The sequence below is a fragment of the Myxococcus eversor genome (genome assembly GCF_010894455.1).
GTDB classification, from domain to species: domain Bacteria; phylum Myxococcota; class Myxococcia; order Myxococcales; family Myxococcaceae; genus Myxococcus; species Myxococcus eversor.
Window position 1 is genome coordinate 1 of sequence record NZ_JAAIXY010000033.1, and the last position, 23303, is coordinate 23303.

The 23303-nt window shown below is 67.9% G+C and carries 19 protein-coding genes, 1 tRNA gene and 1 pseudogene; 10 read left to right on the top strand and 11 right to left on the bottom strand.

What is annotated here, in order from left to right; all coding sequences use genetic code 11:
* A partial coding sequence (locus G4D83_RS42525; protein ID WP_163870677.1) for an IS66 family transposase occupies nucleotides 1–622 on the top strand: 622 nt, incomplete at its 5' end.
* 99 nt (nucleotides 623–721) lie between these two features.
* Nucleotides 722–987 (top strand): annotated as a pseudogene (locus G4D83_RS42530) (tyrosine-type recombinase/integrase); the annotation flags it as partial.
* A 16-nt stretch (nucleotides 988–1003) separates the two neighbouring features.
* On the opposite strand, the gene G4D83_RS42535 reads toward G4D83_RS42530, so the two are convergent.
* The 4 genes from G4D83_RS42535 to G4D83_RS42550 form a co-directional block, all read right to left on the bottom strand.
* A tRNA-Leu gene (locus G4D83_RS42535) sits at nucleotides 1004–1089 on the bottom strand.
* 336 nt (nucleotides 1090–1425) lie between these two features.
* Entirely contained in the window at nucleotides 1426–1908 is a 483-nt protein-coding gene (locus tag G4D83_RS42540; RefSeq protein ID WP_163870678.1) for an MgtC/SapB family protein, read from the bottom strand.
* Nucleotides 1909–1980: 72 nt separating this feature from the next.
* Nucleotides 1981–3381 (bottom strand): DUF2254 domain-containing protein, encoded by a 1401-nt coding sequence (locus G4D83_RS42545; protein ID WP_163870679.1) that lies wholly within the window; start codon nucleotides 3379–3381, stop codon nucleotides 1981–1983.
* Between the two features lie 362 nt (nucleotides 3382–3743).
* Nucleotides 3744–4094 carry a BP74-related protein gene (locus tag G4D83_RS42550; RefSeq protein WP_163870680.1) on the bottom strand — a complete coding sequence of 117 codons (351 nt, stop codon included), beginning with the start codon at nucleotides 4092–4094 and terminating at the stop codon, nucleotides 3744–3746.
* A gap of 632 nt (nucleotides 4095–4726) precedes the next feature.
* On the opposite strand from G4D83_RS42550, the gene G4D83_RS42555 reads away from it, so the two are divergent.
* Complete coding sequence (locus G4D83_RS42555) at nucleotides 4727–5233, top strand: hypothetical protein (protein WP_163870681.1); 507 nt, start codon at nucleotides 4727–4729, stop codon at nucleotides 5231–5233.
* Between the two features lie 31 nt (nucleotides 5234–5264).
* Here the strand turns inward: G4D83_RS42555 and G4D83_RS42560 are convergent, their stop codons facing one another.
* Complete coding sequence (locus G4D83_RS42560; RefSeq protein WP_240357130.1) at nucleotides 5265–5924, bottom strand: pentapeptide repeat-containing protein; 660 nt, start codon at nucleotides 5922–5924, stop codon at nucleotides 5265–5267.
* A gap of 208 nt (nucleotides 5925–6132) precedes the next feature.
* On the opposite strand from G4D83_RS42560, the gene G4D83_RS42565 reads away from it, so the two are divergent.
* Genes G4D83_RS42565 through G4D83_RS42575 form a run of 3 tightly spaced genes read left to right on the top strand, consistent with a single transcriptional unit; the run spans nucleotide 6133 to nucleotide 8260 of the window.
* Nucleotides 6133–6804, top strand: coding sequence for a carbonic anhydrase (locus G4D83_RS42565; RefSeq protein WP_163870683.1), 672 nt, complete (start codon nucleotides 6133–6135; stop codon nucleotides 6802–6804).
* 2 nt (nucleotides 6805–6806) lie between these two features.
* The gene (locus tag G4D83_RS42570; RefSeq protein ID WP_163870684.1) at nucleotides 6807–7865 is read left to right on the top strand and encodes a cytochrome-c peroxidase; all 1059 of its coding nucleotides are present in this window, start codon (nucleotides 6807–6809) and stop codon (nucleotides 7863–7865) included.
* Between the two features lie 8 nt (nucleotides 7866–7873).
* Nucleotides 7874–8260, top strand: coding sequence for a hypothetical protein (locus G4D83_RS42575; protein ID WP_163870685.1), 387 nt, complete (start codon nucleotides 7874–7876; stop codon nucleotides 8258–8260).
* Between the two features lie 6 nt (nucleotides 8261–8266).
* Here the strand turns inward: G4D83_RS42575 and opgC are convergent, their stop codons facing one another.
* Together opgC and G4D83_RS42585 are read right to left on the bottom strand one after the other, a co-directional pair.
* Entirely contained in the window at nucleotides 8267–9355 is a 1089-nt protein-coding gene (opgC, locus tag G4D83_RS42580; protein WP_163870686.1) for an OpgC domain-containing protein, read from the bottom strand.
* A 46-nt stretch (nucleotides 9356–9401) separates the two neighbouring features.
* The gene (locus tag G4D83_RS42585; protein WP_163870687.1) at nucleotides 9402–11375 is read right to left on the bottom strand and encodes a CotH kinase family protein; all 1974 of its coding nucleotides are present in this window, start codon (nucleotides 11373–11375) and stop codon (nucleotides 9402–9404) included.
* A 182-nt stretch (nucleotides 11376–11557) separates the two neighbouring features.
* Between G4D83_RS42585 and G4D83_RS42590 the strand changes: the two genes are divergently transcribed.
* Together G4D83_RS42590 and G4D83_RS42595 are read left to right on the top strand one after the other, a co-directional pair.
* Nucleotides 11558–11863 (top strand): hypothetical protein, encoded by a 306-nt coding sequence (locus tag G4D83_RS42590; protein WP_163870688.1) that lies wholly within the window; start codon nucleotides 11558–11560, stop codon nucleotides 11861–11863.
* Between the two features lie 158 nt (nucleotides 11864–12021).
* A complete protein-coding gene (locus G4D83_RS42595; RefSeq protein WP_163870689.1) occupies nucleotides 12022–13347 on the top strand; it encodes a ferritin-like domain-containing protein in 1326 nt (441 codons plus the stop codon).
* Between the two features lie 17 nt (nucleotides 13348–13364).
* Here the strand turns inward: G4D83_RS42595 and G4D83_RS42600 are convergent, their stop codons facing one another.
* The 4 genes from G4D83_RS42600 to G4D83_RS42615 all read right to left on the bottom strand — a co-directional run bounded on the left by G4D83_RS42600 (nucleotide 13365) and on the right by G4D83_RS42615 (nucleotide 20509).
* Nucleotides 13365–14636 carry an RNA polymerase sigma factor gene (locus G4D83_RS42600; protein ID WP_163870690.1) on the bottom strand — a complete coding sequence of 424 codons (1272 nt, stop codon included), beginning with the start codon at nucleotides 14634–14636 and terminating at the stop codon, nucleotides 13365–13367.
* Between the two features lie 52 nt (nucleotides 14637–14688).
* On the bottom strand, nucleotides 14689–15051 hold the full coding sequence (locus G4D83_RS42605) for a YciI family protein (protein ID WP_163870691.1): 363 nt from the start codon (nucleotides 15049–15051) through the stop codon (nucleotides 14689–14691).
* 103 nt (nucleotides 15052–15154) lie between these two features.
* Nucleotides 15155–15979, bottom strand: a complete 825-nt coding sequence (thiD, locus tag G4D83_RS42610) for a bifunctional hydroxymethylpyrimidine kinase/phosphomethylpyrimidine kinase (protein WP_163870692.1) — start codon at nucleotides 15977–15979, stop codon at nucleotides 15155–15157.
* A gap of 87 nt (nucleotides 15980–16066) precedes the next feature.
* Nucleotides 16067–20509 carry a hypothetical protein gene (locus G4D83_RS42615; RefSeq protein ID WP_163870693.1) on the bottom strand — a complete coding sequence of 1481 codons (4443 nt, stop codon included), beginning with the start codon at nucleotides 20507–20509 and terminating at the stop codon, nucleotides 16067–16069.
* 108 nt (nucleotides 20510–20617) lie between these two features.
* Between G4D83_RS42615 and G4D83_RS42620 the strand changes: the two genes are divergently transcribed.
* Together G4D83_RS42620 and G4D83_RS42625 are read left to right on the top strand one after the other, a co-directional pair.
* On the top strand, nucleotides 20618–21949 hold the full coding sequence (locus G4D83_RS42620; RefSeq protein WP_163870694.1) for a glycoside hydrolase family 2 TIM barrel-domain containing protein: 1332 nt from the start codon (nucleotides 20618–20620) through the stop codon (nucleotides 21947–21949).
* A gap of 133 nt (nucleotides 21950–22082) precedes the next feature.
* Nucleotides 22083–23300, top strand: a complete 1218-nt coding sequence (locus G4D83_RS42625) for a hypothetical protein (RefSeq protein ID WP_163870695.1) — start codon at nucleotides 22083–22085, stop codon at nucleotides 23298–23300.
* Nucleotides 23301–23303 lie beyond the last annotated feature (3 nt).

Consider the following 23303-nt stretch of genomic DNA (forward strand, 5'->3'; position numbering starts at 1 on the left):
CCTCACGCAGCGTGGCGCGCCAGAATCCGGCTCGCTGCTGGACTCCGCGCGACCTGCAACATCCCTTCCCGGCAACCAGCGCGCTCGTCGCGACCGCGATCTCCATCAACCACTTCGCTCAGCAACACTCGCGCTGTACCACGTCGAGCATACGGCCCGAGACTCCGGGACGCTCGGCTCTCCGGAACACCTCCACGCTCGCCGTACCACCAGCGCACGTGTCCTCGTGCAACTGGCGACATGGGTCGATGAGCAGCTTCCGCTCCATCCTCCCAAGAGCCCCCTCGGCGTGGCCCTTCGCTACACGAAGGGACAATGGAGTGCACTGACTCGCTTTCTGGAGGACCCCTCGCTGCCCCTCGACAACAACGCCGCCGAGCGGGCTCTGCGGGTCATGGCCCTGGGCAGGAAGAACTATCTCTTCGTCGGCAATGACAAGGCCGGTCAGACGCTCGCGGGGCTCGCCTCGCTGGTGGCGACCTGCGAGGCCAACGGCGTCAATCCCGAGGCGTACCTCGCCGACGTGCTGATGCGGCTTGGCAGTCACCCCGCGGCTCGTCTGGACGAACTGTTACCTCACCGCTGGCGACCGGCCTCCGCCTCCGCACTCGACTCCTCCTGAATCCACCCAAGCCTCGGTGACCAGCCACTCCGATGCGCGGCTACCTCGCTGCGCGAACGGATAGGTCCCCACGCTACACGCCGGTCGTCGGTCGGTTACCTTCGAGCAGCAGGCATCACCCGAGAAGTGGGCCAAATCGGATGGCACGACCTACGCCATACCTACGGCAGCCACCTCGCCATGAGAGGGGTGCCGCTGAAGGCGAGTCAGGAGCTGATGGGGCACGCGACCATCGAAATGACGATGCGCTTGCCCACCTGAGCCCCGATGCCAGGAGAGATGCGGTCAATCTGCTGGACCGGCCCATTGCGCTGGCGTGCGACATACCTGCAACACAGGGGGATGTCCTCGGTAACCACCTGTAAAGACTGAGCAAAGAAGTGCACGAGCCGGGAATCGAACCCGGACGACCCTTGCGGGTCAGCGGATTTTAAGTCCGCTGCGTCTGCCTGTTCCGCCACTCGTGCGCCAGCAATTCCAGCACTTTACCGCACGCCTCTCCTCTTTGCACCCGAGTGAAGGCGTCCAAGACCGCTTGCTACCCAAATTCCCTGACGAGGTGAAGCAGATCGTTTCCGAGTGGGCCGAAACCCAGGCTGGCGGTAGGCCATACCATGAGTGCGCGTATCGCTTCGTCAGCTCAATGAAGGTGTGTCGAAAGACATGCCATCCATTGCGGATATGCGGTTCCGTGCGACTGCTCACCGCTGTGAGGCAGCCAGCCCCCAGCAGGTGTGCGCGAGAGCGCCCACACGAAGGTGGCCTCCAGGCTCGAGGACACGCATCACGTCACGAACCCTGGGTCAGGACCGCCCGCCTTCCTTCTGCTTCTCACGCAGCTCTCGAAGCTCATGCATGACGCGTCTGCGATGGAAGACCTTGAGCTCCAGCAGACCTATCAACCAACTCGAGAGGGCGATGGATGGCGCGACGAGGGCGGCGAGCCGGGGGCTGCCCAGCGCGGCCTCACAGCCCACCGCCGCGGCAATCCAGATGGATGCGGCCGTCGTGATTCCAAAGATGGAGCTTCCCTTCTTGAGGACACTCGCCGCTCCCACGAACCCGATACCCGACGCCACGCCCTGGATGATGCGCAGCGTCTCGGCGGGCTCCGCCCCCACCAGGTTCGCCCCGGAGGTACAGAAGAGCGCGGCGCCGAGCGTCACCAGGTAGTGGGCCCGAACCCCGCCCGGTCGCTTGCGGTAGGGCAGGCCCAGGATGATGCCCGCGCCTCCCGCCACGAGCAGTCGGATGAGCAGCTCTCCATTTCCAAGCTCCGCTGCCATGTCAGGCTCCTTCTCCGCGAGCGCACGCCCAGGAGGGTCTCTCCCGCGGAGTGCTCGCCAGGAGCATTCCGCTCAGAAACCGATGGCCGGGAGCGGCGGCCAGGGCCCGCCCGCGAGCGCCCGCTCCAGGGCTTCCGTGTGCTCGCGAAGGGCTGAAGCTGATGCCGTGCCTGGCTGGGTCTGCTCCGAGACTGTCCGGATGGAGTGCAGCAGCTCGCGAGCCACGCGCCGGTCCTCCGCGGCTGTCGCGCGCTGTCCCACGGCTGCTGTCATTCGCAGGAGCCGGAGCACCACGGCGGGCTCGGTGGCGCCATAGCGGAGGATCTGGTCTGTCGCCAGCGTGAGGTAGTCGCCCAGCGAGGCCCCTCGCAGGAACACGCGCGGAGTTCCCGCGTCATCCGCCAGGACGCGAGGACCCAGTCTCATCGTGCTCAGCCCGCACAGCATGAAGGTCAGCTGGTCCACGGCCTCGACGGCCGTGTACGGGTCATTGATTCCCGGCGACAGCGCCTTGATGGCCACATCCACCAACTGACGCACGCCCAGGGCAATGTCCCGGTCCTCGTCCCGCCAACGGTCCATGCGGATGGCGCGGAGAATGAGCTCCTCGGCGGCCTCGCGCTGAGCGGATGGTCCAGAAGCTTCCGGCTCGGCCCAGCCCACCTCTTCTCCCTGAAGCACCGGCTCGCCAATGGCTCTCTCCAGGTGGATGGCGAGTCGCTTCTCCGTCGCCACGGACAGGAGCGCCCTCGCATCGATGGTGGCGATGAAGCCATCACTCCGGACGAGGATCGGCCACGCTTCCGCCAGGCGAGCACGCGCTGGCGGCGGCGCCTCCATGTCTTCCGAGCGGAATCTTTCGAGCATTCGCGCGACGCCCAGCGTGTCATGACGTACTCGCCTCACCAGGTTCTCCACGCGCATGAGCTGAAGCGTATTGAGCACCTGGAAGACGAGCGCGCCCTCGCAGGCGATGAGCAAAAGCATGGCCAGTGCGAGCGCCGGGCGCGGTAGGCTCTCGGAGCCGGAGACAAACCCAAACTCATGTGTCGCCACCAGACAGAAGACGCTCGTGGCGACGAAGACCGGGATGACCACGCGGATGCCCGCGCTATGCAGATACAGCCGCAGCAGGCGCGGCGAATACTGGCTCGCGGCGCTCTGCACCACGAGCATGGTCAGCGACAGAACGATGCTCAAGGAGGTCAGCGCGATACCCAGCGTGGCCGAGAGCATGCCCCGTGCCTCGCCGGCCGTCGCCTGCCAGGCCGCGCCACTCAGGCCCCTGACCACGGTGTGCGGCGCATCCACGAGGAAGACGCCCAGGCAGGCGCCTGCCACCGCCGCCGAGACGGGTGGAATCCACAGTTGATGGCGCATCCACCAGCGGATGGCCGGCTCCTCACGCGGGCCCGTCCGTCTGCCCCCGCCAGGTCGTGCCTCCGCTCGGGTCAGCGCTCGAACGCCCGCCATGTGTCCTTCCCCCTTGGGCCGGCGGTCCTGCCTGTGCTTCACCCCTCGGGCGCCAGCTCCCGCGGGTTGTCACGGCGGACGAGTGAGTGCTCCATCCTCTGGATGCCGCCAGGACGAAACCTCCCTTGACGAAGCTGGGGCCTTCCGCGCGAAGGAGCAATGACTGCCCGACCCGGACAGCAGGCGTTCGCACCGTCAGCCGTGTCATGTCCGCGCGGGTCCAGCGCGGCCTCGTCCGCCGCATGCGCCAGCGCGTTTGCCTTGGATGAACGAGGTGGACGGGAGCCGCTGTAGGTGCTGCTGCCCGTCCCGCCAGGTCCGCCACAGAAGGGCGAAGAAACGCGCGAGTGCCGTGGTGCGCGCTACGTCACTTCACGCGTGAGCCTGGAGTCCCACGGGCACCAGTGGCTGCCCGGCAGGAACGCGCCTCCCGCTTCATCCAGGTGGTCCTCCGCGTACAGCATGTTCGCGTCACAGACCTCGATGGCCATCGTGAAGAACGCGATGGTGGACGGGTCCAGATGGAACGAGAACTTCGGATTGTACGGCTGCGTCCTCTTGATGATTCGCCCATGCACGTGGATTTCGTTCGTCTCCTCGCCAGAGAGAATCCGCCGTGCATGGGTGTTCGTCTTGTCATCCGTCAGCTCGATGATGAACTCAGCTACAGGCGAGCCTGGCTGGGTGAATGCGAAGCGGACCGCGTTTGCCATTGTGGACTCCGGGGTTGGGAGTTGTGGCTTCTGGCGTTCGAATGGTGTGTCGTGGAAATGAATGACCCACTTGGGGTGGTCATCACCCAGGGGCGGCTCAGCCGGACCCCGTTGTGAAACCCACCTCCCAGCAGTCATGTGGGTCTGTCTTGAAGTCGTGGTGGCGCAGATGTGTAGGTCTGACGTGTATCATTCACACTCCGGCCTCTCGCTGACTCGTTGCGACTGGGGCAGACGCCTTGAGATACAGCCGCCTCATTGGGAGGCGTCGATGCCATTCAGACCGAATCTCGGAAACAGCCTGAGCAGACTTGGACAAGGGATGAAGCCCTTGTTGAAGCCGCCTGACCTGAAGCACCTCAAGACGAACGTGGGCCCACCGCCCGGGCAAAACAAGCCCGCCCCCAACGCGCGCCTGGAAGCATTCGCCCCGACGTCCAGGCCGCCATCCACCAGGCCCCTCACCACGGATACCAGGCCGAAGCCCACCACCTCCACGAAGCCTGACCCCAGGCCCGGACCGACAGCTTCACCTCTGCCCCGAAACCCAGCAATTCCCCTCCCATCAACCCCAGTGTCTCGGTCCCGACAAGAAGTCGCTCGTCGCGGACACGCCGTTTGGCCCGGTGACGTTGACGCCATTTCCGAACAATGACCGGGGATTCAAGGTCTCCACGCGCGCCGAGAACTTCAACAAGGTCCCGGTGGGGGACAAGTACACGGACCTGGTCCATGCGCTGCGTGAGAGCAAGGCCAGCGACGCGGCCATCGCCAAGGAGCTTCTGGACGGTATCGAGGGCAGCGCCCTTCCTCCGCCAGGAAGGCGGGCCATCTCCGAGGGCGCACCGACGAATGCCGCGGCCAAGCTCCTGGCCATCACCCACATCTCCGAGCCTCAGCGGTTCAACGGGGCCGACAAGGTGGCGCGCGGCGCACTCCATGCGGTGATGGATGGCTCGATGACGCTGGACCAGGCCTTCGGGAAGGAACGACCCGGCTTCCCCATGGCCGATAAAGCCGACTACATGCGCCGCGTCGTCAACCTCGAGAACAAGAATCTCCGAAATCGCCCGGAGCTGCCTCACGGGTTCGAGGACCTCGGCGGTGACATGACCGATAGCAGCGATGATGAAGCGTAGTCCGCTCACCATCGCGGGATGAGGCTCTGCGCTACCGGGCCTTCTTCTTCCCTCGGGGTGCCACCTCGTCGTGATACCCCGCGACGAGCATGCCGAGCGTCTTGGCCAGATGGACCACGGAATCCAACGGCACCCGGGTGTCCTTCATCCGGTTGTGCGCCGGGTCCAGGAACGCTCCCTGCGTCCCCGAGAAGTCCGTCCGCGTGAGCGTGCAGCCCCGGAAGGTGCTTCCAGTCAGTTCCGTTCCGGTGAAGTCCGAGTCGGTCAGGTCCAGGTCGAAGAAGTTCACCTCGCGCGCCACGCAGCGCAGGAACTCCATCTTCCTCAAGCTGAGTCCGACGAACGAGCAGTAGGACAGCCCTGAGTCCGCGAAGGAGAACTCCGGGTTCGACCCGATGTTGCTCCAGTCGATGCCAATCAACTTGCAACTCTCGAATCGCACGTCCCGCAGCGCGACCCGGCCGAGCTGCGCTCGGGTGATGTTGCTGCCACGGACGATGCATGCCTCCAGGATGGTGTCCTTCCAGCGGCTCTCTTGGAGCTGACAGTTCTCGAAGGTGCAGCGATAGAACTCCTTGTCGGCCAGGTCGGCGTTCTGGAGGTCGAGGCTCGTGAAGGTCTCGTTCTCGAAGTACGCCTCTCGCAGCAGGCGCTGCGTTCCCTCGGCTCCGGCTCCATCGTTCTCGCTCACGAAGCCAGTATCTCCATTTCCCCAAGGTCCATCGGCTGCGATGAAGGGAGGCGCCGTCGCGTCGCTTCTGGCGGCAATCAGGACTCTGAAGTTGCATCGCGGGGCCCAGGTGTGGGCAACGCGGGCCGCTTCGATGTGGCACGGAGGACGACACTCTTCTCGACATCGGGGTTGTCGGCGCCCCCGCTCTTGGGGAAGTCTCCTCTCCATGGAGAAACTCATCCCCGGCCTGCATCACTTCCAGACGGAGGTTTTTCGCTCCAAGCAGGAGCTCTACTCCCGACTCGCGGAGGCGCAGAGCCCCGAGGTGCTCTTCATCACCTGCTCGGATTCGCGCGTCCTCCCCAACGAGCTGACCAGCGCGGGGCCCGGCGAGCTGTTCATCATCCGCAACGCCGGCAACATCGTCCCTCCACACGGCACCCCCAACAACGGCGAGGGGGCCACCATCGAATACGCCGTGGCTGCGCTGGAAGTGCGCCACATCATCGTCTGCGGCCACACCCGCTGCGGCGCCATGCAGGGCCTCCTCCATCCCGAGCAGCTGTCCCGCCTCCCGGAGATGCGCGACTGGCTTCGCCACGCGGAGAACACCCGCCGCATCGTCCAGGAGAGCTACGGCCACCTGACGGGCCCCGCGCTCCAGGACGCCGCGGTGATGGAGAACGTCCTCGTGCAGGTCGAGCACCTGCGCTCGCTTCCCGTCGTCGCGGAGGGGCTCGCACGCCGCAAGCTCAACCTCTACGCGTGGGTGTACCAGCTCGAGGACGGCTCGGTGCACGCCTATGACCCGGACCTGGGACAGTACGCTCCCGTGGTCGCCGTGGACGGTGACTCCGCTCGTGCCCGCGGTCGCTTCGGCCTCCGTCAGGTGTTCTGAGCATGCGCTGGGCCGCGATGGCGGGTCTTTGCCTGACGCTGACGGCATCGGCGTCCGGACCCAATCCTCCGCGCCTGGAGGCTGTCGCCGCCACGGCTCGGCGGGAGGCCCTTGGTCGCGCGCTGTTCTTCGACTTGTCCTTGAGCGCCGATGGTCGGGTCGGCTGCATGACCTGCCACCTGCCGGAGCGCGTCTTCTCCGACAGGGATGCTCGCTCACTGGGCGCGCATCTCCGCGTGGGCACCCGGAATGCGCCCAGCCTGCTCGACGTGGCCGAGGCTCGGACGTTGTTCTGGGACGGTCGGCGCACCTCCCTGGAGGCGCTCATCCTCGACCCGCTCCTGCATCCCCAGGAGCACGCGCTGCCGTCCGCCGAGGAGCTGGTGGTTCGCGTGCGCAATCGCCATGCGGCGGCCCATGCGCTGGCCTTTCCCGACGAAGAGGTCTCCGCGCGGACCATCACCGGATCCATCGCCGCCTATGTGCGGACGCTCAAGTCCGGCGAGTCTGCGTTTGCTCGCTTCCATTTCGGCAAGGACTCCACCGCGCTCGACGAGGCCCAGCGCCGGGGACACACGCTCTTCATTGGCCGCGCCGGCTGCGCTCGCTGTCACACCGCGGGGCCCAAGGCGGCCCCCTTCACGGATGGGGCATTCCACGCGGGTGTGTTGCCGAAAAAGCTCCGCTCCAGGTTGCCCACCGTGGCCCGCGAGGTGGCGAAGCTGTCCGAGGCCGAGCGCTTCTCCGCCGTGGCCTCACGAGAGGAGGTGGCCGCGCTGGGGCGCTTCGTCGTGAGCCTGCGTCCGGAGGACATCGGGCGCTTCCGCACTCCCAGCCTGCGCAATGCGGCCCTCACGGCGCCCTACATGCACGATGGCAGTGTCCCCACATTGAGCGAAGCCGTGGCGCACGAACTGAACTCCCGCGTGAGCCGGCGGACTCCGTTCACCCCTCGAGATCATGCCGACCTGGTGGCCTTCGTCGAGGCGCTCACCAGCGCCTCGTTCTCCGAGCTGGGGCACACTGAAGTGATTCCGAACCTCAGCAGCGTGAGCCAGTAAGGACCTCCATGCCACGGCCTGAAGAGACCACGTTCCTGAATGTCGACCTGGACCTCAAGAGTTCGTTCGGCATGTCCAAGTTGCTGAGCGCGTTGGGCGACTCGGTTGCCCCGCTTCACGCAGAGGACGGGTTCGCGTGCCTGGAACTCGACGAGCAACCCGAGTCGCCCGAGGAGGCGGTGACGCGTCTGGCGACACTCATCACCCGCCTCCCCATGGATGCGCGCGAGGAGTGGGACCGGTGCTCGGAGCGGACGCTGGACATCGGCATCCAATCCGGTGCCACGCCGCATCAGGTGTGCTACCGGCTCCCCGTGGCGGCACTCGCACTGGCGGCGAGCATCAACGCGGAGGTCGTCATCACGGTCTACGCGTGCCCCGCGCCGTCGCCCTGACCTCCGTCACCCCGTGAGCGCCGCGCGCCGTCGGTGACGCAGGGCCACGATGACCATGCTGGCGAACGTCACCACCAGCACGGCGAGTTCCTCCAGGCTGTCGAGCGGAGCCTCGTTCTCGTTGATGAGCGCCAGACTCAACAGGCACAGCACCAGGTGGACGCTGAAGACCGGCAGTGACGCGCTCCCCAGGAGCACCAGCATCCTCGGCTTCAGCCAGTGATAGATGTGCGGTGAGCCCCGGTCCGCGAGCACCGCCAGCGCCAGGAAGTTCACCAGCCGCAGCGGCGCCAACGTCCACTTGTCCAGGAGCACCGGCTCGCTCGCGAGCCACACGAAGGGCTCCACCTCATACCGCGCCAGGAGGAACAGCACGCCCAACACCCACGCGCTCCCCAGTATCACGGAGGACGCGCGCTCCTCGGGCAGCTTCACACGGGTCCGCTGACTCCCAGTCCACACACCCAGTACCCAGAGGAACTGCCAGGCGAACAAGTCGAACGCACCGGACTGGTCGATTCTGACCGGCAGCCAGGTGAGGTCTCCCAACCACGTGTACAGGGCTCTCTTCAATCCGAGCTGCGCCCAGAACCACACCAGTCCACTCAGGCACAACACCTTCGTCCAGCCCGCCGTCCTCGCCGCGAGCAGGACGAACGGTGTCAGGAACAACAGCACGACATACAGCGGCAGGATGTCGAGCAACGGCGGGCAGTACAGCAGCAAGAGGCTGCTCAACAGCGCGGTGAGCGGCTCCTGATGGTAGAAGTCGAGCAGGTTGCGGATGGCGGGCCGGTTCGCCAGCCAGCCCACCGTGCCGATGACCGTGAAGGCGAAGAGCAACAGCCCGACATGGTGCGCGTAGACCTTCAGCGCCCGCCTTCGCAGGCTCGCCCACAGGCTCAATGGCGTTTCCCACGTCTTCCCATGCGAGACGCCCACCAGGAACGCCGACAGGAACACGAAGCCCTCGGCCGCCGAGACGAACCCGAACGGCTGGCTGCTGTACGCGTGCAGCCGGGTGGGCAGGTGCGTCAGCGTCATCAAGACGAGGAGCAACCCCCGCAGGGCATCCAGCTCGGGTCGGCGTGGCATGAAGACGTGGGGCGTCCGGGCGCGGAGGGCGGGCGCCCTCGGCCCGTCACGGCGCGCCCAGCTCCTGCTCCAGGTGCGCTCGCAGCGCGGCAGGCCGCCGCATCGCGGTGTCTCGCATGGCCTGGATGGCCTCCCTCCAGCGCTCCATCGAGGACGGGTTGCGCCACCGGCCGATGTGCTCGGGCATCTCGGGCGCGAGCCGCGCCTCCGCCGCGTCGAGCCACGCCACGACGCGCTCCGGTGCGAAGGTGTTCTCCAGGTGCCAGTGGAAGCGGGCGATGAACAGACCCTTGAAGTCCGGGGACTTCAACAGGCTTCGCAGCAACACCTCGAGGGGCTCACCGATGCCGTCGCCACGCAGGAGCCTGCCCAGTGAGTTGACGTCGGGCCCCTTCATGAAGGTCGCGTCCAGGTCATACAGCAACCAGCGCCAACGCCCATCACCCGGGCCCGGTGTGCCGTCGCCCGTGCGGTTGCGCCAGAACTTGATGTTGTTGTTCGGCCAGTCCTCGTTGTCGAAGTAGAGCTGCGCGATGTGGTAGTCGATGAAGTCCTCCACATCCATCCGCTCCAGCACGTGCGCGTAATGCTCGGGCACGGACAGGTCGTGCTCCCGCACATACGTCAGCAGCTCCTCGTACGGCAGGATGTCCTCCAACTCCCCCGTGTCGAGGCCGCCGGCATTCTCCAGGATGACGATGTCCTTGCGCTTCAGCCCGTGGTGGGCCGCCAGGTAGTACTCGTCGTACCGCTCGCGCAGTTCGTGCAATCCCCAGTACTCGCCATTGAGGAACACCACCGCGGGCCGACAGGCCTGGAGCGCCAGCGACGTGTCGCGCAAGAGTCCCTGGAGGACGCAGTCCCTCAACTTGGAGACCTGCTGGTCCTGTCCCGAGGTGCGCACCAGCAGGCGCTTGAACTCGCGCAACGAATGGCCCGGGAAGAGGTCGGCCTGGAACAGCTCCGGGCCATAATCTTCCTTCGCATACAATCGCAGACTCTTCTGCGGCAGCGCCGCGCTCCCCGAGCCGTGGATGCGCACCCCCGCGTTCTGCGCAAGCACGGGCGCGCCGGATGTCTCGAACCACTCGACATGGACCGGGCGCTCCCAATCCTTGCCATCCTGCATGTAATTGCCCGTCCCATAGCCCTCCGACCAGTCCGGAGTCTCTTCATGGACGCGGCCCGGCACATAGATGCCCTGGACGGAGTCGAAGAAGTTCGCCGCGTCCGTCACCAGGGACAGCACGGGCAGGGTGTAGGGCCGCTGGCCAATGAGATACGTCCGCGCCTGTCCCGCCCCCACGGGCAGCTCACCCTCGAACCGCTGGACGCGCACCACCGTGCCGAGTGTCACGGGAGACGTGGGAGGCTGCCAACGCCAGGACTCGGGCGCGTCCTCCGGATTGGTCCGGATGAGGCTCAGCGGGGCCGGCTGTCCGGCCCGGTTCAACAGCGCCAGCGGCGCGGTGTAGACAGGAGAGGAGGGGCCCGGAGTCGAGCCGTCCAGGGTGTAGCGCGTCGTCGTCTCAGGCGACGTGGGCAGCGTGAGGAGCGCCTCGGAGGCATACAGTCCCTCCGGCGCCGCGAAGCTCAACCGCTGGAAGTCGAGCCGGGTGCGATTCTCCGTCCCGGTGTCGTGATAGGCGATGATTTCCAGGGCCTGGCTCTCGTGAGTCGGCTGCCAGGGAATGCTCCACCGCCCATCGGGCTCCAGCACCGCCTCGCCGATGAGCACCGTGCCCTCATAGACAACCACCCGGACGATGCCCGCATCGACCCGGAAGCCACCACGCAGGACGTGTTGCTCATTGTCCATGGCGTCGATGGTGAGGTCCGCATCGGGCTTCTGCTCCACCCGCTCGCCGGCGTCCTCACTCGGAGTGTCCCGACACGCTCCCAACGACAGCAGGAGCAGGGCGAGCGCCCCGGGAAGCGTCAGCCTCCCTGGCGAGCCGTGGCCGCGCGGGCGCGCCAGGACCTGGCGCCCCGGAACTTCGGGAGCTGACGACGGAGTCATGTGGGGGGCACGCTGCTGGGGACCTGGGGGGTGACAAGAACCACGGGTCCAACAGCAATACTCGTGCCTCAAACTATCTCCCTGAATTCATGGAGTAGTGTCGGGAGGGCGTGGCAGTGTGCCACGCTGGGGATGGCGGATTGCCATGGCGGCTGCTCACTCGAGCGAGGGTGGGACTTGCGATGACGGAGCCAAGACCCCGGCACTGTGCGACGTGTGGGCGTGCCCTGAACCCCCGCGAGGTCTACTACCGCTTCAACCTGGTGCTGGAGGGCGAGCAGGACGTGCTCGACTCCGGTGACGAGGCTGAAGACGGGGACAGGGACGCACTCGCGGAGCTGGTCCAGCGGTTGGAGGATGGGCCAGAGGACGCCAGCGAGTTGGAAGACCAGGTCCACTGGGAACGTGCGGGCGTGGTGTGTTCGGCCTGTCGCATCGTGGTGGTGCGCATGCTCGACGAAGGCGCGGGGACGCCGCGGCCCCACTGACGTCCCGGGCACCGGGAGGCGTCTTCGCCACCTCAGATTTCTGAGCAGGTGGGGAGAAAACGGCGTGCGCTTGTCAGCGTTTCAGACGTCTCTCCGAGTGACGCGCTCCTGGCCCCTGCATTGCTTTTGGCACCGGGTTCACTCGATGGGAGCCTTTCATGGACTCGAATCAACTGCGGCAGCTCTTCGCGAAGGCCCTGCGAGCGTCGCTGGCCTCTCCATTGTTGTTGGCCGGCTGCGGTGGCCTGGACCTGAAGGGCTACTCGCCTCCCGTGTGTGAGGATGGTTGGAAGCTCGCGATGAGCGGCCTGTCCCCCGCGACGCAGCCGGACCTGGTGCAGCTCCGTCGGAGCCAGGACACCGGGGACCAGCGCGACCCGCGCTTCCATGAGGTGCTGTCGTCTTCGGGCACGGCTTGCGCGACGGCGTCCCAGCCCGCGACGTGTCAGGCGGAGCTCGACGCCCTGGCCCCCGAGGGCGGCTTTCGTTCCTCCTGTGACTTGTTCTGCGAGTCGTATTACCTGGCGACCACGGAGGGCGACACCGTGGCGGCGAAGGCCTCGCTGGAGGCACTCCTGAGCTTCCTGGGTGCCATCGACACGCCCCAGGAGGCCCTGCTGCGGGTCTTCGCGGACGGCTACACCGTGAGCTGCTCCCAGTTGGAGCGCGGCGCGGTGAAGGCGAACGGGGACGGCACCTTCAACGTCGTCGCGAGCAAGGGCTTCGCCTGCGGAGAGGGGACGAAGGAGACGCAATACCTCTTCCAGGTGTCGGCTACGGGCGAGGTGGTCGAGAAGGACAGTGAGGTCCTGAAGCGCGGCGACAAGGGCTGCTCCGTGGGGCGTCGGCCGGCGGGACTCCAGTCGGATGGCGTCGTCGAGTGCGCGGATACCGTGGGGCGGCACCTGGCGCTCGTCGCCCACCTGGAGGCGGTCTCCATCCAGGCGTTCCTTCGGCTGCGCGCGGAGCTGGCGCTTCATGGCGCTGACGTCGAGCTCCAGGATGCGGCGCTGCGCGGCGCGATGGACGAGGTGATGCACACGGAGGTGTCCGGGCGTCTGGCCCGGAAGTACGGCGCGACGCCGGAGCGGCCCCAGGTGGCTTCGCTTCCGCCCCGGCCGCTCGCGGAGGTGGTGTTGGACAACGCCGTGGAGGGGTGCGTGCGCGAGACGTATGGCGCGCTGGTGGCCCACCACCAGTCCCTGCACGCGGAGGACTCAGAGGTGCGCGAGGTGATGGCGCGCATCGCCGAGGACGAGACGCGGCACGCGGACCTGTCGTGGGCCGTCGACCGCTGGGCGAGCGCGCGGCTTGCCGAGAGCGAGCGGACGGCGGTGCGCGAGGCCCGGCTGCGGGCCGTGGAGACCCTGCGCGCGGAGGTGGCCGAGCCGACTGATGCCGCGCTCATCCGCGAGCTCGGTCTTCCCACGCCGGAGGTCGCCATGGCGATGGTGGACACGCTCTCGCGCGAGCTCTGGAACTGAGCCGGGAGTCATTCGCGTCAGGACGTGGGCGGGGTGCTCGCGAGCACCTCGCGAAGGCGCTCCTCCAGGAAGCGCCGCTCGGGCTCGGTGCGCACCAGCGCGAGGGCCCTGCGGTACGCCGCCTCTGCTTCGCGCCAGCGCCCCAGGCGGCGAAGCAGCTCCGCGCGGGCCGCCGGCAGCAGGTGATACGCGGTCAGCCTGCCAGAGGACTCCAGGTCGTCGACCAGCGCGAGTCCCTGCTCCGGGCCGCGCGCCATCGCCACCGCCGCCGCGCGATTGAGCTCCACCACCGGGCCCGGGGCCAGCTCGGTGAGCCGTCCATAGAGGGCGGCGATCTGCTCCCAGTCGGTCTCCGCCGCGTGCTTCGCCTGGGCATGGAGCGCCGCGATGGCCGCCTGGACGGTGTAGGGCCCGTGCGCGCCCAGCGCCAGCGCCGCGTCGAACTGCTCCAGGCCCTCCTTCATCTCCGAGGCATCCCACAAGCTCCGGTCCTGCCGGTCCAACAACACCAGCCCCCCGTCGTCGGCCACGCGCGCGCGGCGACGTGAGTGGTGAAGCAGCAGCAACGCCAGCAACGAGGCCACCTCGGGATGGCGCGGCAGCAGCGAGCGCGTCAGCCTCGCCAGCCGCAGTGCCTCCGCGCACAAATCCATGCGCAAGAGCTCCATGCCCTCCGTCGCGGAATGGCCCTCCGAGAAGAGCAGGTAGATGGCGTGCAGCACGCCCCGGGTGCGCTCGGCCAGCGCGTCCGGCTCCGGGATGACGTAGGGGATGCGCGCGTCGCGAATCTTGCGCTGCGCCCGCACCAACCGCTGCGCCATCGTCGCGGCGGGCACCAGGAACGCGCGCGCCACCTCCTCCGTCGTCAGGCCGCACAGCGTGCGCAGTGCCAGGGCCACCTGGATGTCCTCCGCCAGCGCCGGGTGACAGCAGGTGAAGAGCAGCCGGAGTGAGTCATCCGGATGCGCCTGCCAGTCCCTGCCGTCGAGCGTCGGGGCGAGCTCCTGCTCCACCCTCGCGATGACCTCCAGCGCGTCCACGCGTGCGCCGAGCCGGGCGCTTCTGCGCACCCGGTCCACCGCCTTGTTCTTCGCCGCGCGCAACAGCCACGCGCGCGGCTCCGTCGGAACACCCTCGCGCGGCCACTGGAGGAGCGCCGCCTCGAAGGCCTCCTGCACCACCTCCTCGGCCGAGCCGAAGTCTCCGCCCATGACGCGGATGACCGTGGCGACGATGCGGCCATAGTCGTCGCGCCAGGTCCGCTCGAGCAGGGACGGCAGGTCCGTCATGAAGGCTCCACCCAGGCCCCGACCTCCACGCCCGGGGCCCGGGCTTCGGGCCTCAGCCCATGGTGCCGGAGAAATCCACCACCGGGCGGATTTCCACGCAGCCCAGCCGCACGCTCGGAATGCGCGAGGCCAGCGCGATGGCTTCGTCGAGGTCCTTGGCCTCCACCAGGAAGAAGCCTCCGAGTTGCTCCCGCGTCTCCGCGAAGGGGCCGTCCGTCGTCAGCCGCTTGCCATCGCGCACGCGCACCGTCGTCGCCGTCTGCGTCGGCTGCAGCGCCTCACCCGAGACGAAGTTGCCGCTCTTCTGGATGGAGTCCGTGTAGGCGGAGTACTCACCCATGAGCTGCTCGGTCTCCGCCTTGGGCATCGTCTCCCAGGCCTTCTCGTTCTCGTAGATCATCAGCAGGTACTTCATGGGGTGGGTCCTCTCGATATGGGGGAGCGCAGTCTCCCGCCGAGGAGTCGATTGGGGATTCGGGAAATCGACAGCGGTTTTCGGGAGGATTTTCCGGACCGCGTCAGGAGGGCGTCCCCAAGGGGGAGAAGTGGCTGAAGGGGCCATGGCCGCGCCCCAGGGCGAGCGGGTGCTCCAGGGCGGAGGTGACGTGGGCCTTGGCGCGCCGGGTGGCCTCCCAGGGGCTCTGTCCCAGGGCGAGCCAGGCGGCGATGGCGGCGGACAGCGTGCAGCCGGTGCCGTGGGTGTTGTGCGTCTTCACCGCGCGCAGGAACAGCGTCTCCAGCCGCTCGCCGTCGAACCAGACGTCCAGCCCGCGAAGCTCGCCGGCCATGCCCCCGCCCTTGACGAGCACCGCGCGCGGGCCGAGTTGATGGATGCGCCGCGCGGCCTCCTCCATGTCCTCCAGCGTGTTCAGCTCCATCCCCGCGAGCAGCTCCGCTTCGTGCCGGTTGGGAGTGACGACGTCGGCGAGCGGGAGCAGGTGTTCCTTCAGGGCCCCGACGGCCGAGTCGTCGATGAGGCGCGCTCCGGCGCGGGACACCATGACGGGGTCCACCACCAGCGGGCCCAGCTTCAGGGCCTTCAGCCGCCACGCGACGACGGAGATGATGTCGGCGTTGACGAGCATGCCCGTCTTCACCGCGCCCACGCCCAGGTCCTCGGCGACGGCGTCCAACTGCGCGGCCACGGCGGCGGCGGGGAGGACGTCCACGCGGGTGACGCCCCGGGTGTTCTGCGCGGTGATGGCCGTGAGCGCGGTGGTGCCGTGCACGCGGTGGAAAGAGAAGGTGTTCAGGTCCGCCTGGATGCCGGCGCCACCACCGCTGTCGGAGCCGGCGATGGTGAGCGCCGTCGGCACGGGCTTGGGAGTCTCCATGGGCCGCATGCTGCGGCACCCGGAGCGTGGGAGCCACCCCAAATTCCGGGGGCGGGCCCGCCTCGTCGCGAGCCCGCACCCGGAGTCACCCCGACGTCAGATGGCGCTGCCCAGCGTCAGGAAGACGACCTCCGCCGCGCGCACCTGTCCCAGGCCGGTGAAGCTCGCCGTGTCGATGAGCAGCGTCCACTCGCCCAACAGGCTCCGGTCATGGAAGGAGTTGGTGGCTGGCGTGGAGCCACCCAGGGCGATGCTGCACGCGTCCACGAACGAGGCCGCCTGGAAGGGCGTGGCGCAGGCCGCGTTGGCGACGTCGCACGCCGGCAGGCCGGACCCGCAGGCGGAGAAGGACACGTAGTGGAGCACCTGCCGGGTCCCTCCAGAGGTGTAGTTGTCCCTGCTGAGCAGCTCGAACTCGGCGAAGTGGTTGCCGAGCTTGAAGCCATCCATCGTGTCGCGCACCAGCACGGCCGGCACGGTGGCCGTCGTGCCGCTGGTCGTCACCACGTTGACGCGCACGTTGCGCACGCGGTGGCCCTTGCGCAGGGCCAGGAGCGGTGAGGCCGCCAGGTCCGTCGCCGTCACCTGGAAGCGCGCGCCCCGGTACGTCGTCGCCCCGTTGACCAGCTCGCCCAGGGGCTTGAGTCGCTCCAACTCGTTGGCCGACAGCGCATGGAAGTCGCTCGCGGGCAGGCGTCGGTAGTACTGCGCCGGGCTCTGCACGGTGTGCGAGGCCAGGCTGTCCAGGCCCTCCACCAGCCGCGTCTTCATGTCCGGGTAGTTGCCCAGGTGGAAGTCGATGTTGTCGCGGAACGAGGCGGGAATGGCGCTGCCACCGGTGCTCGGGTCGAAGGGCAGGTACTGGTACTCCGCCACGCGGATGAGCTCCCAGTAGCGCATCGTGAGCTGGTCCAACGTGCGCAGCGCCCGTGCGTACACCTGCTGGCCGATGAGGAGCTGGTCGAACTTCCGCAGCTCCGTGCCGCTGCCGAAGTTGAGGATGTCGTTGAGCGCGTCGCGCGCCGCCACCGCGTTGCGCTGGCGCAGGAGCACCGTGTCGCGCTCCATCAGCGCCAGCTTGTAGTCCGCCTGGGCCTTGACGAGCTGGGCCTGGAGGTCCAGCAGGTCCAGGGTGATCTCCACCTGGGACTGGGCCAGAATCTCCTTCTTCACCTCGTCCGAGATGACACTGCGCGCCGGGCTCTTCTGGCTGCCGGAGACGACGTCCCAGAGCTGCGTGCCACCCGTCGTCAGCGTGTCCTTGAAGGGCTTCGTCTTCGCCGCCTCGGTGGCGCTGGTCTTCAGCGCCTCCCACACCAGGGATTGCACGGACGTGCTCGCGCTGCTCGTCGGCCCGGCGCCGGGCACGGGCGTGGCGCTGGTCTCCGACTTGAAGCTCTTCTTCACCTCACTCCACAGGCTCTCCGCGCTCTTCCCCGCCAGGGCGGTGGCGAACTGCCCCCCGTACGCGGCGGCCACCTTGCCGATGAGGTCCAGGACGAAGTCTCCGAAGTTCTTGTTGTTGGAGTTGTAGTGGTTGGTGATGCGGGTGTCCGTCGCCTGGATGCTCTCGGTGAGCTGGGTGATGGCGGCCTTGCGGTTGTTCATGGACGTCTGCAGGGCGGTCAGCGCCGCGTTCGCCGCGGTGATGCGCTGGTTGGCCACGGCCTCCTCTGCCTCCAGCGCGACGACGTCGGCGTTCATCGCGGCCTGGTTCTGCGTCATCCAGGCGGACAGCTGCATGCCATTGGAGAGCGCGAGCCACTGGTTCACCGAGCTGTCCAGCACGTCGTAGAGCGAGTCGAACTCCGCGCGGAGCTGCTCGTAGCGCAGGTGCGAGTTGAAGGGGGTCTCCCTGGCCAGGCCGTAGAAGTTGCGCTGGCCCTGGATGTAGCTCAGGCGGGTGACGTCGTGGGCCATCAGCGGGCACAGCGCGCCGTACAGGTACGCGGAGGAGAAGGGCGCCTGCGCGCCGAGCGGCTCGTCACACACCAGGCCCGCCTGGGCGAGGATGCCACCCATCTCCATGACGTTCTGCATGTAGATGAAGGCGGCCTTCCGCAGCTCACCGCGCTTGAAGTACGTGTTGCCGTTCGCCTGGGCCACGCGCCATGACTGGGGCGCGAGCAGCGCGCGGAGCATGTCCACGTCCCGGCGCGCCGAGCGGAGGATGCGCTGCGTGCCAGCGGTACCGGTGGCGCCAGCCGTGCCGGCGGTGGACTTGGTGCCGATGAAGCAGGTGCGCTGCTCCTCCCGGGGGGTGCAGAGGTAGGTCTCCCAGTGCTCACACGTGCCAGGAGGGGACTCCAGCACCGTCACCGTCACCGTCTTGGATGCGCGGTTGCCGCCCAGGCCCTTCTTGCCGCCCACGGGGGCCGCGGTGACGAGCTCCGCGCGCGTGTCCACGTAGCGTCCGTTGTAGGACTCGGACAGGGACACGGAATGCCACGTCTGCACCTTGTTCCTGCACGCCAGGTCGCCGATGAAGGGGCTGTTGCGGCAGGTGGTGTCGGCGCAGTCCTTGAACCCGTCGTTGTCGTTGTCCAGGCCGTCCGTGCACTGCGCATAGGTGTTCTCCTGCGCGCCGCAGACATTCCCCGTCAGGGGGCTGTTGCCGCACTGGAAGTCAGCGCAGTCCTTGAACCCGTCGCTGTCATTGTCCAGGCCGTCGCTGCACGTGGCCGCGGTGGCTTCCTGGAGGAAGGGATAGTCGTCGGGCTCGCACACCTTCACGTACGGGTTGTTCGCGCAGTTGGAGTCCTGGCAGTCCGTCTTGCCATCGCCATCGTTGTCGATGCCGTCCGAGCAGGCCTGCGGGGTGCGCTCGGTGCCACACGCGGAGAGCACGCGAGGGTTGAAGCGGCACTCGTAGTCGTCGCAGTCCTTGTGGCCGTCCAAATCGTTGTCGATGCCGTCCGCGCAGGCCGCGTCGCTCGCCTCCTCCAGGCCGTTGGTGAGGACCAGCGCCGGGCCCAGGTTGCAGTATGGGTTGCCGAAGCAGCCCGGGTCCGAGCAGTCGCCCAGGCCGTCATTGTCGTTGTCGATGAGGTCCCGACACTCCTCGTCGCCGCCTTCACCCGCCTCCCCGCACGTCGTCGAGTAGTTCTGGCAGGAGAAGTCGGCGCAGTCGGTGTACCCGTCGCCGTCGTTGTCCTTGTCATCGTCGCAGGCGTCCTCGGAGAACTCGCTGTTGGACGGGCGCGACTGCTGACAGAAGCCGCGCAGGCGGCACTTGGTGTCGGCACAGTCCACCGCGCCATCCCCGTCGTTGTCCTTGGCGTCGCTGCACGCCTCGGCGGAGGACTCCTTCTGGATGGGGCTCCACGTCGCGTCCGAGCACACGGTGACGTGGGGGTTCTTCGAGCAGGCGTAGTCCTGGCAGTCGGCGTAGCCGTTGTTGTCGTTGTCGATGCCGTCGCTGCACTGGGCGTTGTCCGCCTCCGTCAGCAGGTCGCACAGGGCGATGGCGGGGTTCCACCGGCAGCGCAGACTCTGGCATTGCAGGTCCTCGTCCATGAAGCACTGCTCGGGCGTCACGGGCGAGGCCTTGTTCGGTTCGTTGACCAGGCCGGGACCGCGCAGGGACGTGTAGCGGATGACGACGTCGCCCGAGCGTCCACCGTTGCCGCCGTTGCTGCCATTCTGGGGCGCCTTGATGACGGTGCCGGTGCAGTTGAGCTTGGGGTCGGGGCCGTTGTTGCCGGTGATGGTGTGGTTGATGGCGGTCGACGTGCCATCCGCGCCCAGCCAGCCGTCCTCGCCGCGCTCGGCCGTGGTGTTGACGCGCACGCCGTTGAGCTCGTTGGTGTAGAGCACGAAGCTGCCGCCGTTCTGTCCGCCGCGCCCGGGCGGCAACACCGCGTCGTCCGGATTCGGGTCGGCCTGGGCGGTGCGCACGCCGGGGACGGTGCGCAGGGGGAAGCCTCGGGACGTGTACGAACCGGAGGCGATGACGAGCGTCGCGCCGCCCGTGTCCACCGGGCCCGCCAGCTCCACGCTGGGGGCGACGATGACGATGGCCGCGTACTTGCGCTGCGTCGGGTCCTGCTCGGAGACCTCATACAGGTTGGCGCAGGCGTGGCTGAAGCTGCACGCGTTGCCAGGCAGTGTCTGCCAGGTGACGACCGGGTTCTGCAGGGCTTGGACGCCGTCCGCGTTGGGCAGCAGGGCCTGGTTGCCCTTGAGGAACACCGGATAGTCGCGGGCATACGACGTCAGCACGCGCACCTTCTCGGTGGGCTGGTGGCGGCCGGTGAGCACGCCCCGCAAGTCGTCGAAGCGGGGGCTGGGGAGCACCGCGAGCAATTCGCCCACCGTGGTGTCCATCGTCGCCGGGCCCGCGGGCAGGCCGCGCAGCTCCGAGAACTCCATGGGCGAGGAGAACGCCAGCGGCTGCGAGGTGGTGCCCGTCTCCAGCTCCTCCGCCGGAGGCCCGTCCTCTCCTGGCGGCAGATTGTCTCCACAGGCACTCAACACCAGCGCACAGGCCATTCCCCAGACTCGCCGCCGGCTTTGGCGGATGCTTCCCAAGAAGTTCATCGTGGTTGCTCCTTTGCTGGCGAGGTGAACGGCGACCCCCGGATTCCTTCTCTGGGAATTCATGGGACGCCGGAAATGGGAGCTGAAACGAGTTACCATCCCCGCCCCATGGCCCCTCGCCTTCGCCCCACTCGCGGCGTCCTGCTGTTGTTGTGTGCGTTCGTGCTGTTCCCGGCCCTGGCCGCCGAGGCCCGGACCGCCCTCTCGAGGGTGGACGGGCAATGGCAGCTCCAGGTGGAGGGGCGCCCCTATGTCGCCAAGGGCGTGACCTTCAGCGGCAGTGGCGGCTCGGCGGCGTATGAGCAGGACTGCGCGCGGCTGGCGGCCCTGGGTGTCAACACGCTGCGCACGTGGGGCGTGGGCGCGGAGACGACGCTGCTCCTGGACGCCGCGCACAAGCATGGCCTCAAGGTGCTCGTCGGGCTGTGGATGCGGCATGGCCAACCCGGCGCGGAGGATGACGACTCGTTCGACTACCTCACGGACGTGGCGGGCATGAAGAAGCAGCGCGCGGACACGCTGGAGAGCGTGAAGCGCCTCAAGGACCACCCGGCGGTGCTGGCCTGGGGCCTGGGCAACGAGGTCATCCTCAACAGCCCCAATGACGCGGCGAAGGAGGCCTACGCGCGCTTCCTGGAGAGCGTGGTCCAGGACATCAAGAAGGCGGATGCAAATCACCCGGTCATCTCCGTGGACGCTTGGGTGCTCGCGGTGAAGTGGTGGGAGAAGTTCGTCCCGTCGCTCGACGGGTATGGCCTCAATGTCTATGGCCGGGGCGTGCACGTGCTGCCGGACGCGCTGAAGAAGGAGGGCGGCACCAAGCCCTGGCTCATCACCGAGTTCGGCGCGCAGGGCGAGTGGGAGGCGCCCAAGGACGCGAACGGCATCGCCCGGGAGCCGGATGACCAGGAGAAGTACGCCGTCATCGTCGACGCGTGGAACAACGCGCTGGCGCCCCACGTGAAGGCGGGCAACTGCCTGGGCCTGTTCGTCTTCAACTACAGCGCGACGTTCGACCACACCAGCCTCTGGCTCGGCATGATGTCGGGCAAGTCGACGCGGCCCGCGTGGCACGCGGTGCGTGAGGCGTACACGGGCCAGAAGCCGGCGACGCCCCTGCCCGAGCTGAAGGGCCTCACCGTGGACGCCGTGAAGAAAGAGCCCACGGGGACCTGGGCCGACGTGCGTCTGGACGTGAAGAAGGCCGACGACGCGCCGCTGGAGGTCTCCTTCGCCTACAACTTCCGGGGCGCGGCCACCCGGTATGAGCGCGGCGAGGTCATCCGTCTGCGCGCCAGTCCCGGCGCGACGCCGGACTCGTGGCGCGTGAAGGTTCCCGCCACGGTGAAGGGCCCCATCAAGCTGTATGCGCTGGCCAAGGACGCCTCCGGCAACCTGCTGATGGCGACCAGCTCCCTGGTGCCGCCGAGCGCTCCGTGAGCCGTCTCCAGCCGCTGAAACACACTCCGGGAGTTGTCGACTGGACTCCTGGTTTGTGTTGTTGGTCGGTAATTACCGCTTTTTAAGATATCAAGAGGAAGACTCGGAGTCCGCGTAGTAGGGTCGGCGCGGCATGAGTCCCGAATCGTCTTCGCGTCCTACACCCCCGGACGGGCCCTCGCGCTTCAACCGTCGTCGAGCCATCGCCCTGCTGGGCGGTGGGCTCCTGTTGCTGACCGTGGTGGGGCTGGTGGCCTCTCGAGGGGGCGACGGGGGTGCCCACGTCGCGCCGGGGGAGCCTCGTTCCGCCTCCGGTGGTTCCGCTTCCGCTCGCGCGCAGGGACGGGCCGGCGCTGCTCCGGCCGCTGAAGCAGGGGAGGCCGTGGCGGGGGCGCCCCGGTACGACGCCACCACGTGTTGGCGCGACCTGGAGCGCTTCAACGAGGGCGTGAGTATCGACACGTTCCGTGAGTGGGCCGCGCCGCTGCTGGCTTCCAGGGACCCGCTGGTCCGCATGTATTTGAAGGAGCGGCTGACGGAGCTCATCGGCAACGACGCGGGCCGGGCGAGCCAGGTGCTGGAGTGGACGCGCGACGCGGGGCCGAAGGAGTTCAAGGTCTTCGCGATGGCGCTGAAGGACTCGGAGGCCGTCCACCTGCCAGAGGTCTCCCGGAAGATGCTGGAGCTGGGGATGGACGTGGCGCTGGAGCCGGAGCGGCGCGCCGGGGTGCTGTCCTCACTGGACACCCAGAAGCAGTTGTCGCCCGACGCGCTCGGGAAGCTGGCGGACTTCGCCAAGGACCCGGCCTCGGGTGAAGCGGGCTGGGCCGCGGCGCGAACCATCGCCCGGGTGATGAAGAACGACCATGAGCGGTCGGCGAACGCGGCGCCCTACCTGGACAAGCTCTTGAGCATCGGCACGCAGTCGCTCGACGAGCACGTGCGGTACATGGCGCTGTCGACGCCCATGGAGACCGCGCCCGTGTTGGACGCGAGTGCCACCGACGGCTTCGCGAAGGTCCTCACCACCGAGGGCAGCCCCGACGGACGCGGCGCCGCCGCGCACAACCTGTCGCTGTCCGCGGACCGGGCGAAGGTGCTGGAGACCTTCGCGCGCGCCTTCGAGCCGGAGCAGGACGTGTGCGTGCGCTGGTCGCTGTTCCGCTTCTCCGCGCGCGCCGCGGGCAAGGACGCGCTGCCTGTCATGGCGAACATGGCGCTCGTCGACCCGCGCTTCCAACCGACGTACCAGGACTTCGAGCGCATCTACGCCAGTGGTGTCCTGGACTTCGAGCGTGTGTGGCTCGCGCTCGCGGACCAGGACCCCTACGGCTGCCTCCACCGCGACTGAGCT